Annotated in this window: 12 protein-coding genes and 1 pseudogene; 1 reads left to right on the plus strand and 12 read right to left on the minus strand. The window is 59.5% G+C overall.

The genetic code is table 11. The annotated features are described in order from the left end of the window. Positions 1 to 134 precede the first annotated feature (134 nt). Positions 135 to 728 (plus strand): TetR/AcrR family transcriptional regulator, encoded by a 594-nt coding sequence (locus ACQK2G_RS19280; RefSeq protein WP_425406666.1) that lies wholly within the window; start codon positions 135 to 137, stop codon positions 726 to 728. On the opposite strand, the gene ACQK2G_RS19285 is transcribed toward ACQK2G_RS19280, so the two are convergent. The 12 genes and pseudogenes from ACQK2G_RS19285 to ACQK2G_RS19340 form a co-directional block, all read right to left on the minus strand. Then, the gene (locus ACQK2G_RS19285) at positions 725 to 1,507 is read right to left on the minus strand and encodes an ABC transporter ATP-binding protein (RefSeq protein ID WP_425406667.1); all 783 of its coding nucleotides are present in this window, start codon (positions 1,505 to 1,507) and stop codon (positions 725 to 727) included. The two genes, ACQK2G_RS19280 and ACQK2G_RS19285, sit on opposite strands and share 4 nt — an antisense overlap. Then, positions 1,501 to 2,565 carry a FecCD family ABC transporter permease gene (locus ACQK2G_RS19290; RefSeq protein ID WP_425406668.1) on the minus strand — a complete coding sequence of 355 codons (1,065 nt, stop codon included), beginning with the start codon at positions 2,563 to 2,565 and terminating at the stop codon, positions 1,501 to 1,503. The genes ACQK2G_RS19285 and ACQK2G_RS19290 overlap by 7 nt, the downstream gene beginning before the upstream one ends. A gap of 2 nt (positions 2,566 to 2,567) precedes the next feature. Beyond that, entirely contained in the window at positions 2,568 to 3,719 is a 1,152-nt protein-coding gene (locus ACQK2G_RS19295) for an ABC transporter substrate-binding protein (RefSeq protein ID WP_425406669.1), read from the minus strand. Positions 3,720 to 3,815: 96 nt separating this feature from the next. After that, positions 3,816 to 6,296, minus strand: a complete 2,481-nt coding sequence (locus tag ACQK2G_RS19300) for a TonB-dependent siderophore receptor (protein ID WP_425406670.1) — start codon at positions 6,294 to 6,296, stop codon at positions 3,816 to 3,818. 141 nt (positions 6,297 to 6,437) lie between these two features. Beyond that, positions 6,438 to 7,202 carry a FecR family protein gene (locus ACQK2G_RS19305; RefSeq protein ID WP_425407671.1) on the minus strand — a complete coding sequence of 255 codons (765 nt, stop codon included), beginning with the start codon at positions 7,200 to 7,202 and terminating at the stop codon, positions 6,438 to 6,440. Positions 7,203 to 7,373: 171 nt separating this feature from the next. Then, a pseudogene (locus ACQK2G_RS19310) lies at positions 7,374 to 7,652 on the minus strand (FecR/PupR family sigma factor regulator); the annotation flags it as partial. Next, a complete protein-coding gene (locus ACQK2G_RS19315; RefSeq protein WP_425406671.1) occupies positions 7,627 to 8,127 on the minus strand; it encodes an RNA polymerase sigma factor in 501 nt (166 codons plus the stop codon). The gene ACQK2G_RS19315 and the pseudogene ACQK2G_RS19310, both read right to left, overlap by 26 nt. Before the next feature lie 93 nt (positions 8,128 to 8,220). After that, positions 8,221 to 9,042, minus strand: a complete 822-nt coding sequence (locus ACQK2G_RS19320) for an ABC transporter permease (protein ID WP_425406672.1) — start codon at positions 9,040 to 9,042, stop codon at positions 8,221 to 8,223. After that, positions 9,042 to 9,935, minus strand: coding sequence for an ABC transporter permease (locus tag ACQK2G_RS19325; RefSeq protein ID WP_425406673.1), 894 nt, complete (start codon positions 9,933 to 9,935; stop codon positions 9,042 to 9,044). Before ACQK2G_RS19325 ends, ACQK2G_RS19320 begins: the two co-directional genes overlap by 1 nt. A 1-nt stretch (position 9,936) precedes the next feature. Then, positions 9,937 to 11,022, minus strand: coding sequence for an ABC transporter ATP-binding protein (locus ACQK2G_RS19330; RefSeq protein ID WP_425406674.1), 1,086 nt, complete (start codon positions 11,020 to 11,022; stop codon positions 9,937 to 9,939). Between the two features lie 100 nt (positions 11,023 to 11,122). Next, entirely contained in the window at positions 11,123 to 12,166 is a 1,044-nt protein-coding gene (locus ACQK2G_RS19335; RefSeq protein ID WP_425406675.1) for an ABC transporter substrate-binding protein, read from the minus strand. A gap of 119 nt (positions 12,167 to 12,285) precedes the next feature. Continuing rightward, positions 12,286 to 13,596, minus strand: a complete 1,311-nt coding sequence (locus ACQK2G_RS19340; protein ID WP_425406676.1) for an NAD(P)/FAD-dependent oxidoreductase — start codon at positions 13,594 to 13,596, stop codon at positions 12,286 to 12,288. Positions 13,597 to 13,632 lie beyond the last annotated feature (36 nt).

Here is a 13,632-nt window from a genome sequence, read left to right on the forward strand (position 1 = left end):
CCGGTTTTGTTAATGGCTGCGCCTGCGCGGCGCAAGAGATTTCGTCTTCGCACCCGCAAAAAGATGGGAGAGAATGTTTGATTGGCAACACCCTTGGACGATGTTCAGCAAAAAAGCGCGGCCGGCCGAAGGAGTTGAGCACCGAGGAGCGGGAGACCGCGATCCTGGATGCAGCGGAGGTTCTGCTGGCGGGATCGGGGCTCAAAGGCGCCAGCATGGCCGCCATCGCCAAGGCGGCCGGCATGTCGAAACGGACCCTTTACGAAGTGTTCCCCTGCCGCGCGGCGCTGTTCGAGGCCTGTATCCGGCGGATTCGCCTGTCCTTCGTCAGACCCCTGGACGGGAAGGATCGGGACCGCCCGTTGCGCGAGCGTCTACTGGCATTGTTCGATCCGGAAGCGCGAACCGCGGATATGACGGTCGCTCTCGGCATTCTTCGAACGATCATCGTCGAAGCACGCAATCATCCGGATCTGGGTCAGATTTTTCTGCGTGAAGGGCCGTCCTTCTCCCGCGCCATCGTGCGCGACGAATTGATCCGCGCCCAGGAAGCCGGGGAAATCACCTTGCGGGACCCGGGCCTGAGCGCGGCCATGCTGTGCGACATGGTTTTCGAGAATCCGCTGGACCGCCTGATCGACAGCGACCGGAAACCGCAAAGCGTCGAGCAGGCAAAAGACCGGCTGCAGATCGCGATCGACACGTTCCTGGGCGGATGCCGGCCCTAGCCCTCGCGCTCGACAAGCGCATCATCCCGCAACACGGCGTCAACAATGACATGGCGGAACCCTCCGGTACAGGGTTCCACACGCGCCGAGACCTTGTAGACGTCTCGAAGCATTTCCGGCCGCACGACCTCTATGCTTGGGCCGCAGGCATAGAAGCGGCCGTTCAGAATCACCAAAACCTGATCCGTATGACGCAACGTCAGATTCAGGTCATGAAGCGCGGCGATCACAATCATTCCACGCTCAAGCGCTAGTTTGCGCACCAAGGTCAACACATCGATTTGATGATACAGATCCAGCGCGCTGGTCGGCTCATCCATAAGAAGAATCTTTGGCTCTCGGACAAGGCATTGGGCGATGCCGGCAAGCTGCCTCTGGCCGCCGCTCAAATCTCCCAGATAACGAGACGCGAATGACAAAAGATCGAGGTCGTCGAGTGTTTTTTCAACACGATCCAGATCTGCCGCGCCGAGACGCCAACTACCGCTTTGTTTGCAGGCCAGCAGCACGGATTCGAAAACGGTGATCATCCCGCCCATACCGGTGTCCTGCGGCAAGTAGGAAAATGCGTTATCGCAAGCCTCGGCCCCGTCAATGACGACCCTACCATCGCCGCGCATCATACCCGCCATGCGCCGCAATAGGGTGGACTTCCCGGCAGCGTTAGGGCCGAGGACGGCCACCACTTCGCCGGAAACAAATTCGGGCGTCGTTATCCCGTCCAGAACCCGTATCGCGCCATAGGATGCGCCGAGGCTTTCCAGGCGCAGATTTACCATGAGGACTTTCCGTTCCGCAGAATCAACACGATGAAAAAGGGAATCCCGACCAGAGCGGTCACAATCCCGATTGGAATTGTCGCTCCCGGTAGGACCGTCTTCGCGACAATCGAGCTGGCGGACATGATCAGTGCTCCACACAAAGCCGTGGCCGGCAGCAGAAAACGCTGGTCCTCGCCAATCAGCATGCGGGCGATATGAGGTCCCACCAGTCCAACGAACCCGACCGTGCCGACAAAGGCGACCGGGACGGACGCCAGCATCGCAACCAGGATAAGAGTTTCCAGCCGCAGGCGCCGGACCGGCACCCCCATGCTGGCGGCTTTCGCGTCACCAAGACGCAGCGCGGTGAGCTGCCAGCGCCGGGCCGCGAATACCGGCACGGTTGCCGCTATGACGGCACACGTCACGGCAAGCTTCGGCCAGGTTGCCTTGGTCAGACTGCCCATGGTCCAGAAGACGACCGCCGCGAATGCCTGGTCCGTCGCCAGAAACTGGACCATGGAAAGGAGCGCGTTGAAGGTGAATACCAAGGCGATACCCAGCAACACGATGGTTTGTACACCCGCCCCGCGTCTGAGACTGAGCCCGTAAATTATAAAGGCCGTCGCCATGGCAACGATGAAGGCATTGATCGGTACCATGTAGTCCAGCGCAGCCGGCACCAGAACGACGCCGAAGGCAAGCGTAATTGCAGCCCCAAAGCTGGCGCCGGCGGACAGGCCAAGCGTATAGGGGCTGGCCAACGGATTGTTCAGGATGGTCTGCATCTGCGCACCCGCGACCGCAAGCGACGCACCGACGGCCAGCGCCATCAGCGCGGCGGGCAAACGGATAGACCAGACGATCGCGCTCAACTTCGGATCCTCGGGTCCGGCCCCGAATACAGCGCCCGCAACATCCCACAAGCCATAGCGCGCCGGCCCAGTGGACAGATCCACCAGCAGACTGATCAATAGCAGAACCGCCATGCCGAACAACAGCAGCAGACGGCGGCGGACCAGGGTGGCATAGTCCTGCCGCGGCGAAACTACCTGGGTCACAATGGACGACGGCATTCCTATTCGTCCACCAGAGATACCCAATAACCGCTCCGGTACGACACTGGCAGAAAGCGGTCATGGAAGTTGCGAAAGGTTTCATCAGGATCAAGGTCGGTAAACAGCGTGGGATGGAACCACTTCGCAAGTCGCTGGATTGCTATGAAGTCGAAAGGGCTGTTGTAGAACTGATGCCAAATTCCATGAAATTTTCGTTCTCGCCCTGCCCGCGTTCCCGTATAAGCCGGACGGGTCAAATACCATTCAAGCTTATTCCGGGCCTTGTTGATATCTGCGTCCGGCCCCAAGGGGATCCATCTGCCGCCAGGGACATAGGCTTCCCATTCCGCGCTGGTCACCACGACATGTGCCGGATCCGCGGCGATCACGAGTTCCGGGTTCACCTGCCCGAACGTCGATGGGATAGCGGATTTAGCGATATTCTCCCCGCCCGCCAGCTCGACAAACTTTCCGAAATTTCCATCGCCGAAAGACAGACAGCAATCGTCGGTATAGCCCCCCACTCGTTCGATGAAGACTCGCGGACGCTCCGGATCATGCGCGTCGACCGTCTTCGTCACCCGGTCAATTTCGCGCTTTCTGAAGGCCACGATTTCCGCCGCCCTTTTTTCCTGATCGAACAGCCGACCCAGCAGCCGGATCGTAGGCTCCGTATTGCGCGCGGGATCATGCCGGAAATCGATATAGAGCAGGGGAATTCCGACGGCCGCCAGTTTTTCCTCCAGACCGGCATCTTCCATCGCAGGCCGGGCATCAACGTTCAACAAAACGGCATCCGCATCGAGTGCGATGGCCGATTCAGGATCGAGCAGGCTGTCCTCTTGCCCCGAAAATCGTGGCAAATTCTCCAGGTCTGGAAAGACTTCTAGATACTGGCGATAACTCGCAGGATCGGCTTCTATCAGGTCGTCCCGCCAGGCCGCCACATGGTCGAGGGGATTTTCCCCGACGACCGCCGCGACAAGGTGTAGAAGCCGTCCCTCGCCCAGCAGCACGCGACGGACAGGCAAATTGATATCCACGCGCCGGCCTTCAATATCCACGATGGCCTGCACCTGTGCCCAGGCCGGTTGCGGCACTGTCAGGGCAACCGATCCGACAACAAGCAGAAGGCCGACCAATACCTTACGCATATTGGGTAATATAAGCATCTTACCCCCACCCTTTCATGCCGATTGGACAGCGGCGAAGGTTTCACCGCTGTCCATTTTTGCCATTCAATCGCCGTTAATACTGTTGCCGGTTCCCTAGAAATCCGTCGTTACGGAAAGTAGAAACGTGCGTGGCGTACCCTGTGCCAGGGTGCTGAAACTTGCCACGCCGGCCCAGTAATCCGTATCGAGCAGGTTCTGCACGGAAGCTCGGATCAACGCCGGCTTCCCGGCCAATTCGGTTTGATACCGCGCACCGAGGTCGAACCGCGCAAAGGCAGGGATATCCTGGGTATTTTGGTTGTTCACAAACTGGTCGCTGACCGCGACCAGATTTCCGGTCATCGTGAACCCGCTGAGGAACGGAGTATCCCATTCGGCACCCAGATTGATCTGGCCCCATGGGATGCCTACCGGCGTCTTGCCTTCTGTCGCCGCGCTGGCGGTGTCCGTCAGTTCTCCATCAATCAGGGTCACGCCGCCGATGACACGAACCTGCGGGGTGATTTCGCCGAAGGTGGATATCTCCAGCCCGCGGTTTCTCTGTTCGCCGGTCTCCGAGAAGACCAGTTGTCCATTGACCGATTCCAACTGGCCGGAAGGCTTTTCGATCTGGAACAGGCTGACCGTCGTCGCGAACCGGCCGAAATCGAATTTCGTGCCGATTTCGAACTGGCGCGTCTGCGCCGGATCCAGGGTTTCGCCAGCATTGACCGCAGTGCCCGGCGCTGTGTCGCCGACACTGAGCCCCTCAATATAATTGGCATAGACCGACACGCCCTGCCAGGGTTTCACAACGATGCCGGCAAGCGGAGAGAAGACGGCCTCGTTCGACGAAGACGTGACGAGGCCAGTGGTCGCGCTGAAGTTTGTTGTTTCCACCTGCTGGCGGCGAATTCCCAAGGTCACCTGCACCCGATCTTCATAGGCGGAGAGAGTATCGGCCAGGGTAAATCCGGAGAACTCGTTCTCCGACACGCGTGGTGCACTTTCGGGATCAGGAATGTCCTGCGCCAAGCGTGTAACCGGATTGAAGATGTTCGACGTCTGCGCCGTCCCATTCCTGTTTCCGCGGTCCAGTGTCTCGTGGAAATAGCTGCCCTGCAGCGTTAGCTCGTGGGCGATCATGCCTGTTTCGAATGCGCCGCGAATGCCGAGATCGGCCGTCTCGCGGTTCACCTCGAAAAGGAAGTTCTGCGGAGTGATTGTCACGTCACCCAAGGAGTTATTGAGCACTGGCGTTCCGAAAATCCGGCGTACGACCGTCGACCCGGCGCCGCCGCCTGCGAAGATCATCACATTGTCCGACAGATCCACTTCGACACGCGCCGCTGTGGAAACATCTTCAATGCGGGAATTCTCGAACGACTGCTGAAGGTTCGACGCATTATCTGGCGCTTTTGGAATGGCTATGCCCGCCACCGGGAAAATCGGCCTCAAAGGCGCCTCAAAATCCTCGCGCTGACCGATCACGTCCAGCGTTGCACGAACTGTATCGCCCGCATAGTCCAGCGCGAGCGCACCAACAGGGGCCTCGCGCCTCTGGTTGTCGATGGCCGTTTCGCCATTGGAGTAGCTGATATTCGCCCGCATTCCAAAGGCTCGGTCATCTCCGAACCGGCGGCTGAAGTCGATGTGGCCGCCGCCTTCGGCCACAGATGTATATTTCGGCGTGACCCTCAAGATGTCCTCATCACCGGCCCGTTTGGGCACCACATTGATCGTGCCGCCGACGGCGCTATTGGGCGAGACGCCGTTCAACAGCGCCGTCGGTCCCTTGATGACTTCCACCCGTTCCGCGTAATCGGTGAATAGGCGGAACGTCGGGCCGATACCATACATGCCGTTGAACGCGACTTCCCCGAAATTGCCTTCGTTCAATGGAAAGCCCCGGATATAGAAGGAATCGAGAATACCGCCCGCCGGATGCGTGACACTCACGGATGGATCGCTGTTCATCACATCGGCGACCGTCCGCGCCTGGCGGTCTTCCATGGCCTTTGCTGTGTAACTTGTTTGGTTGAAGGGCGTATCCATGAAGTCGCGGTTTCCAAGCAAGCCCAGCTTTCCCCGACGCGCGACCTGCCCACCGGCATATGGCTCCGATCCCGCGCCGATTTCCGATATGCCCGCGCCCGCAACTGCCTCTACGTTGATAGGGTGCAATTGCGTCGCGTCCGATCCTTCCTGCCGGATGCTCTCAAGCACAACCGTGCCGTTTTCCACCCGGTAGGTAAGCCCCGTGCCGGAAAGCAGCACCTCCAACCCCTGGCGCCAGTCCATACTGCCCTGGACCGCGTGGCCCTTCAGGGTCTCCACACGCGCCATGTCGTAAAACACCTGGACGCCCGAAGTCTCGGCGAAGGAAAGCAGCGCTCCGTTCAGGTCCTGCGCCGGGATATCGAAGGTCAGGACGCTTTTGTTTTCTACCGGAGCAACCGTATTGGCCGGCTGTTGTGCCGATACCGGCGAAATTCCCGCAAACCCGCTTGCAACCAACGCGGTCAAGCCGACCGACGCAAACAACAAGCCTCGACCCCGCATCACGGCATTGCCGTGCTGCATTCTCGTTCCCATTCCCATTAGAACATCCCCCAAATCAAGCAGCTATCTTAGTAACGCGAATGCGACGCATTTGCGTTGTCTATTCTATGAGACGGCGGTGGGTGGGAAACCGGTAAAAATTTTTCCGGCACTCAATCGCGATCGGTTGACCTGTCAGAACAACAAGGTGACGAACGGCGGAAGCGCCGTCGTTGTTGCGCGCAATTCGCGCGCGATCGCGTGAAGAGCGTGATCCAGTTCCGATGTATTGAAACTGCCGCTGACGGTTCGGACCGCCAGATCGGGATTGGCAATGACGATTTTGCCGCGCCGGTACCGGTTCAGAACCGCCACGACTTCCGCGAGCGGCACCCGATCAAAGACCAAACGGCCATCTCGCCAACCTGTCGCGCGCGCCAGCGAGACGCGCTCCACCGATTGTATCCCGCTCCGCGCGCTGTACCGTACCGAGTCGCCCGGATGAAGGATAACTTTTTCAGACACGCCTGTTTCCAACGGCAGTGACACCTCGACATCATGCTCCGCGACGGTGACGCGAACCGTATCGTCAAGCACCTCAACCATGTATTGAGTGCCGAGCGCGGTGGCAGCCCCGCGTCCCGCATTCACCCGGAACGGTCTGAATGCCGGGTCGGCTGCGGTTTGCGACGCTGTGACATACGCAATGCCTGACAAAAGGTCGAATCCGCGTCGCCGCCCGTCAAAACGCAGAGCGAGGGCACTGGATGGCCCGAGCATGACCTGGCTTCCATCCGCGAGGTCGATCAATCGGGTTTCATCCGGCGCCGTGCGATAATCCGCCGTCAGCAATGTGCCCGGATCGCCTTCCCAGATTGCCGCTAACCCGATCGCCAGAATAAATCCGACAGCAAGGCAACTTACGCGCATCACCCGACGGAGCACGGAAAGGTCAGCCATACGCTTACGGGCGGGAACTTGCCGCTGCACAGCTCGACGCGGTTGCGTATCCACGCCAGCCATGCGCGCTCCGGCTGGTCCGGCGTCCGCTCTATTGGCAGTATCAGCCGCGAGGGACGTATCGTTTCGCAATGCGCCTAGATCACGCCAAGTGGCGGAAGCAAATTCAAACGAGGTCCGATGCTCTACGGAGGCGTCAAGCCACGCATCCAGTAAATCACGCTCCGCAGACGTGAGTGGACCGTCTTCGAGCCGTATCACCCAGTCGGCCGCAATAGCGTCGATCTCTTCCTTAGACACGCCCGGTTCTTCCGTCTTGGTTGCGTCCCGCGTTGTCATGCCCGACACCGTGCAATTCGCGATCGGGAATAAGACGTCCGACGGTGACGAAACCGGTAATTCCGGATGAATATTTCTTGGTAAATCATCGTTGCACTCGTTGCATGACATGCTGGAGCGCCATCGCTAGATGCTTCCTGACCGAGCTTTCGGAGATCTTGAGCAGTTCGGCAACCTCCTTCTGCTTCATACCTTCCAACCGGGAGAGGATGAAAATCCGCCGGGTTCGGTCGGGCAGATCTCCAACCGCCTGGCGCAGGACGTCCAGTCGCTGCCGGGAAATCGCGGCATCTTCCACCGAAGGAGTGTCATCCGCCAAGCGGTCAAGAATGTCGTTTTCCACCGCATCCGTGCGCTGACGCGCCTGCTGCCGGACATGGTCGATGGCAAGATTCCGCGCGGTCCGATACAGATATGACCTGACATGTTGAACCGCGCCCGAGGCGTCCTCGATCTGACGGGCGTAACGGAGGAAGGTTTCCTGGGTTAAATCGGCGGCGAGTTCCGGGTCACGAACCGTTTCGGTCAAGTAGGCCTGCAGTTCCCGGCGATGATCCCGGAACAGCCCTTTCAGATCTTTCCCCAATACAGCGCCCTCACTCGACCGGCCAATGGTTTACGCGCCCGGCAGGAGGACAATATTACTATTGATAATCATTCGCAATACGGAAAGTACAGTTCAGGTTCCCTTCGCCTTGCCGAACAATTGCGACAGGATCATCAGCAGGGATGTCACCAGAACCATGATGGTGGAAATCGACGCGATCGTCGGATCGATCTGATCCCGCAACGAGTTGAACATGTTCCGTGTCAGCGTCGCATTGTCTCCGCCGGAAATGAACATCGCCACCACGACCTCATCGAAAGAGGTCAGGAAGGAAAGCAGGGCGCTGGTGATCACGGCGAAACGGATCTGCGGCAGAGTCACGGTCAGGAAGGCCTTCCAACGAGGAGCCCCGAGGCTGCGCGCCGCCATTTCCTGATTCATGTCATAGCTCTTCAACGCCGACCCTATGACGATCAGCACCAGGGGTAGAGCCAGCAGACTGTGTGCCAGGACCAGGCCGAACAGACTGTAGACGATCTTCACCTTCACGAAGACGTAGAAGGCGCCGACCGCGACCAGGATCAGCGGCACCATCATCGGCGTGATCAGCAATACGAAGACCAGTCGGATATACGCCATGCTGGACGTATGCAGCCCATAAGCGGCCAGGATGCCGATCGGCGTCGCCAGCAACATGGTCAGGAAAGCCGCCTTGAAGGATGTCGCGGTCGCGGCCATCCATTCCGTCGAACTGAAATAGTGATCGTACCAACGGGTCGACCATGTCTCCGGCGGAAACTCAAGATACTGCGAATCCGAGAAGGACATCGGGATGACGATCAATGTCGGCGCGACCAGCAGGATCATGATGATCGTGGCGAGTGCATATAGCCAAAGCCGACCGCCATGGGTGATCTGCGTTTCGGACGCCGGTTCCTGCAGCCAATTGCGCATCAGTGTCCGCCCCCCACGATCTGTTCCAAACGCACGAAGCGCGATGCGATCCACAAGACGCCGATGGTCAGGACCAGCAGAACGACACCCAGGGCGCTGGCGGCGCCCCAATTGACGAAAAGCTCGATATTCGATGCGATCTTCATGGAGACCATGATGACCTTGCCGCCGCCGAGAACCGCCGGCGTCACATAGAAGCCGAGACAGAGCACGAAGACGATCAACATCCCAGCGAACAGGCCCGGTGTCGACAACGGGAAGAACACGGTCCAGAACGCCGAGACCGGATTGGCGCCGAGATTCGAAGCCGCTTTCATGTAATCGCGATTGACCGCCTTCATCGAGGCATAAAGCGGCAGCACCAGGAAGGGCAGCATGATGTGAACCATGCCGATCAGGGTGCCCGTCATGTTGTGAACGATCTTGATCGGTTCATCCCACAGACCGAGCTCGATGGCGAAAGTGTTCACCAGGCCCTTCTTCTGCAGCAGAACCAGCCACGCATAGGTGCGCACCAACAGCGATGTCCAGAACGGCAACAGGACCGTGATCATGCAGATATTCGCGATCCGCGCCGGCAGCTGCGACAGAAAATAGGCGAGCGGATAACCGATCAGCACGCAGACCAGCGTCGTCAGCACGCTGACTTCGAAGGTCGTGATGAAGATCCGCATGTAGGATTTCCGGCTGATCATGCGGGAATAGTTCTCCATGGAGAACTGTCCGTCGGCACCGATGAAAGAGACGTAGGCGAGCCAGCCCGCCGGGATCACCAGGATGATCAGAACCAGCAATATTGCCGGGGAGCAAAGGCCGAACAGTTGCAAACGCTCGAGAAAGCCGTCCTTTCGGAGCCCTTCCGCGTTCAGACCCGTCGCATCGAGAGCCGCCATCTCAGCCCTCCTCGCCGGAAATGATGACGGTATCGTCCGCGGCGACGCCCAGCGTCACGGGATCACCGGCAGCCGGCAATTGCGCGACCGTGTTGCCGCGCACCACACCGCGCAGGCTTACTTCGATCCCATCGGGAAGCTTTGCATAGAGCAGGAAGCTGTCGCCCTGATAGACCACGTCCTGCACAATGCCCTGGAAGGTGTTAATTCCTTCCGCAGAGGATTGATCCACGATCCGGATACGTTCCGGCCGCAGAAGCAGGAACAGGGAGGGTGCCTCCGGCACCGGCTCGGACACGTTCAGCGGTGTGCCCGCATAGTGAAGAGTGCCGCCTTCCCGGGTGACGGGCAGAAAGGTGGACTCGCCGATGAAATCGGCGACGAAACGATTCGATGGTTTTTCGTAGATCCCGACGGGATCGTCCAACTGCATGACCCTGCCGTGGTTGATGACGGCGATGCGGTCCGACATGGTCAGCGCCTCGCGCTGGTCGTGGGTCACATAGACCGTCGTCATGCCGATCTTATCGTGCAGATGGCGCAGTTCGATCTGCATCCGGTCGCGCAATTTCTTGTCCAACGCCGACAGCGGTTCGTCCATGAGCAGGATGCGCGGTTCGAACACAATGGCGCGTGCAAGCGCGACGCGCTGCTTCTGACCGCCCGAAAGTTGATCGATCCGTCGGGCGCCATAACCTCCCAGTTGGACCGTCTCCAGCGCGCGCTCGATCCGTTCAGCCGCTTCGGCCTTTGGCACGCGGCGCAGGCGCAGCGGATAACCCACATTGCCGGCGACCGTCATATGCGGGAACAGCGCGTAATTCTGAAACACCATGCCGACATCGCGCAGATGCGGCGGCTTTCTGATGACCTCATCCTCTCCGAATTTCAGGCTGCCCATGTCCGGGCGCGTGAAACCGGCCAGCACCATAAGCAATGTCGTCTTCCCGGAACCCGATGGACCCAACAGCGTCAGGAACTCGCCGCTGCGAACGTCCAGGCTGACATCGTTCAAGGCGAAGACATCGCCATAGGTCTTGGTGATATTCCGGATCGTGATTGGCAGGGCGTCGGAGGAAGTCGTCATACAATATACTCGGCTGGGTCTAACGTCGTTCTGATCAAGTGCAAGGAATGAAGGCGAACCAATCAAGACCGGTCCGCCTTCACCCTAAACGCATGCTACCCTATTCGGTCAGCATTTCCTGATACATTTCAGCCGCGATGGTTTCCCATTTCGCGTACCATTCGATACTGACCGGAACCTGCAGCTTCGCATTGTCCGGATGGGACGGCAGCGTCTTCGCAACTTCCTTGTCGATGGTCGGATAGTCGTAGGCCGCCTTATTGGTCGGTCCATAGGTGATGTATTTCGGCAGGTTCGCCTGATACTCGGCCTTCGAAATCTCGGCCAGGAACTTCATGGCCGTATCCTTGTTCGGCGCACCTTTCGGAATGGCGAAGCAGTCATAGTCCAACAGCGCCTGATTGAAGCTGTAGGCAACCTTCGCGCCATCCTTCTTGGCGACGTCAAAACGGCCGTTCCAGCCGGTGGTCATGTCGACTTCACCGTCCTTCATCAGCTGCGCGTGCTGGGCGCCGGAGCTCCAGAACACATCGATATGCGGCTTGAGTTCGCGGATCTTGTTGATCGCGCGTTCGATGCCTTCTTCCGAATCCAGGACCTTGTAAACATCTTCCGGAGCAACCCCATCGGCCATCAAGGCCGGTTCCAAGGCGCCGGCGACTTTGCCGCGATAGGCGCGCTTGCCCGGGAACTTTTCGACATCCCAGAAATCGGCCCAGCTCTGCGGTCCCTTGTCGCCATAGGTCGCCGTGTTCCAGGCATAGACGGTCGAGAAGACATCACCGCCGACGCAATACTTCATCTTCAGCGTCGGATAGAAGGTGGAGACGTCGATGATGCTGTAGTCGAGTTCCTCGAGCAGACCTTCGGCACCCGCGCGAGAGGCCGAGCCGGACCCGCTGGCGACGATATCCAACGTCACGGCGCCGGTCTGAACCTGCAGGCGGACATCGGACATGCCGCCATAGGTTTCTTCCTTCACCTCGATCCCCGTCTTCGCCGCGGCGGGCTGGAACAGCGCCTTGCTCTGCGCTTCCTGATAGGACCCGCCCCAGGACGCGATCGTGACCGATTCAGCCTTCGCGCCGGTAACACCGAATGCCACGACGGCGGCAACGGCGGTTGCTAATAGTTTCTGTCTCATTCCTGTTCTCCTTGTTGTATAGGCCTTGAAGCCTAGTTCCCTTTCGTTACGCCCCTGCGTCGCATCAAACGCCCGCCGCAGCGGCTTTCTCCCCGGCACTCGGTAACATCACGCCAAACTCACCCCCGAGTCCCCAATGCCTTCCGGCATTCCTGCTGGTCCCGCCAGCGATACCAGGAGACAACCCACGGCAGGAACCATGGATTGCCGGTATAAAACGGGCGTGTCGGGAACAGCATGCCGTCAAAGCCCGTCTTCCCTTCCGCCAATCCCAGAATTTTCTGCCCCGTGCGCATGCCAAGATAGCTCGCCATGGACACCCCGGACCCGCAGTAACTCATCGCGTAGTGGATGCGTCCCCGCGACCCGATATGGGCAAGCTCGTCGAAACTATAGGCGACGGTGCCCAGCCAGGACCGTGAAATCCGAACATCCTGCAATTGCGGGAATATCCGAACCATATCCTTGTGCAGCAGCGGACCGCTAATCCGCGGGTCGACCTCGTCCGCCGAGACCCGCCCGCCGAAGACGATCCGCTTCCGGTCGGGCGACGCCCGGTAATAATAAACGACGCGGCAGGTATCACTGGCGATGCGATCGGTCGGGAACAACTCGTCCACAAGCTCGCGCGGCAGTTCCTCGGTCGCGATGATGTAGCTTCCGATAGGGATGATCCTGCGCTTCAGCCAGGGCGTCAGGTTCGTCGTATAACCGTTCGTCGCCACCACGACGTCGCGGGCTCGAATCTCACCCTTGGCGGTGATCACGCGAACGCCGTCCGCCTCCTCGACCAGACCCGTCGCCGCACAATGGGGAACGAGTATGGCGCCGGCCTCGGCAACCTTGCCCAACATGCCGCGATGATACTTGGCCGGATGGACGGAGGCGTGACGGGTATAGACGACACCGCCGAAATAGGAATCGGTTCCCAGTTCCCGCCGCTGTTCCGAACGCGGCACGATGATGGAGTCGATGCCTTCATCCTTCTTCACCTGCTCGGCCGAGCGGGCGAGGGCCTCGTAATGCCCGGGCGTATGGGCGGCGTGGAACCGCCCTGCCCGTTTGAAATCGCAATCGATTTCTTCCGTCCGGATGAAGTCCTCAATCCAGTTGAGCGCGTTAACCCCTTCCTGGCGAACGGCGCGTGCCTTTTCGGCGCCAACCATCTTCGTCAAAGCCTGAAGGGTCGGCTTGATGCTGGTGCTGATCTGTCCGCCGTTCCGGGTACTGCAGCCATGCCCCATGTCGGCGCTGTCGATGACCACCGTCTTGCGCCCGCCGCGCGCGGTTTGAAGGGCAGCGCTCAGCCCGGTATAGCCGGACCCGATTACCAGCACGTCGGTGCTTTCCGGCAGGTCGCCAGCCACGGCGGTGAACGGCCCGAGGTCGTCCAGCCAACTCGGCGCTTCCCTGTAGTCGTCGGAAAACACTCCGCGCCCCGCCAACGGACTTACCGGATCCACTGG

It is taken from the genome of Hwanghaeella sp., from assembly GCF_965227365.1.
GTDB lineage: Bacteria > Pseudomonadota > Alphaproteobacteria > UBA8366 > Aestuariispiraceae > Hwanghaeella.

Excerpts from the sequence above, each read along its gene's own strand:
- ACQK2G_RS19305 (WP_425407671.1), bottom strand. The coding sequence starts at position 7,202 with ATGGCTGACCTTTCCGTGCTCCGTCGGGTGATGCGCGTAAGTTGCCTT.
- ACQK2G_RS19290 (WP_425406668.1), bottom strand. The coding sequence starts at position 2,565 with ATGCCGTCGTCCATTGTGACCCAGGTAGTTTCGCCGCGGCAGGACTAT.
- ACQK2G_RS19320 (WP_425406672.1), bottom strand. The coding sequence starts at position 9,042 with ATGCGCAATTGGCTGCAGGAACCGGCGTCCGAAACGCAGATCACCCAT.
- ACQK2G_RS19285 (WP_425406667.1), bottom strand. The coding sequence starts at position 1,507 with ATGGTAAATCTGCGCCTGGAAAGCCTCGGCGCATCCTATGGCGCGATA.
- ACQK2G_RS19335 (WP_425406675.1), bottom strand. The coding sequence starts at position 12,166 with ATGAGACAGAAACTATTAGCAACCGCCGTTGCCGCCGTCGTGGCATTC.
- ACQK2G_RS19325 (WP_425406673.1), bottom strand. The coding sequence starts at position 9,935 with ATGGCGGCTCTCGATGCGACGGGTCTGAACGCGGAAGGGCTCCGAAAG.
- ACQK2G_RS19330 (WP_425406674.1), bottom strand. The coding sequence starts at position 11,022 with ATGACGACTTCCTCCGACGCCCTGCCAATCACGATCCGGAATATCACC.
- ACQK2G_RS19300 (WP_425406670.1), bottom strand. The coding sequence starts at position 6,296 with ATGGGAACGAGAATGCAGCACGGCAATGCCGTGATGCGGGGTCGAGGC.
- ACQK2G_RS19295 (WP_425406669.1), bottom strand. The coding sequence starts at position 3,719 with ATGCTTATATTACCCAATATGCGTAAGGTATTGGTCGGCCTTCTGCTT.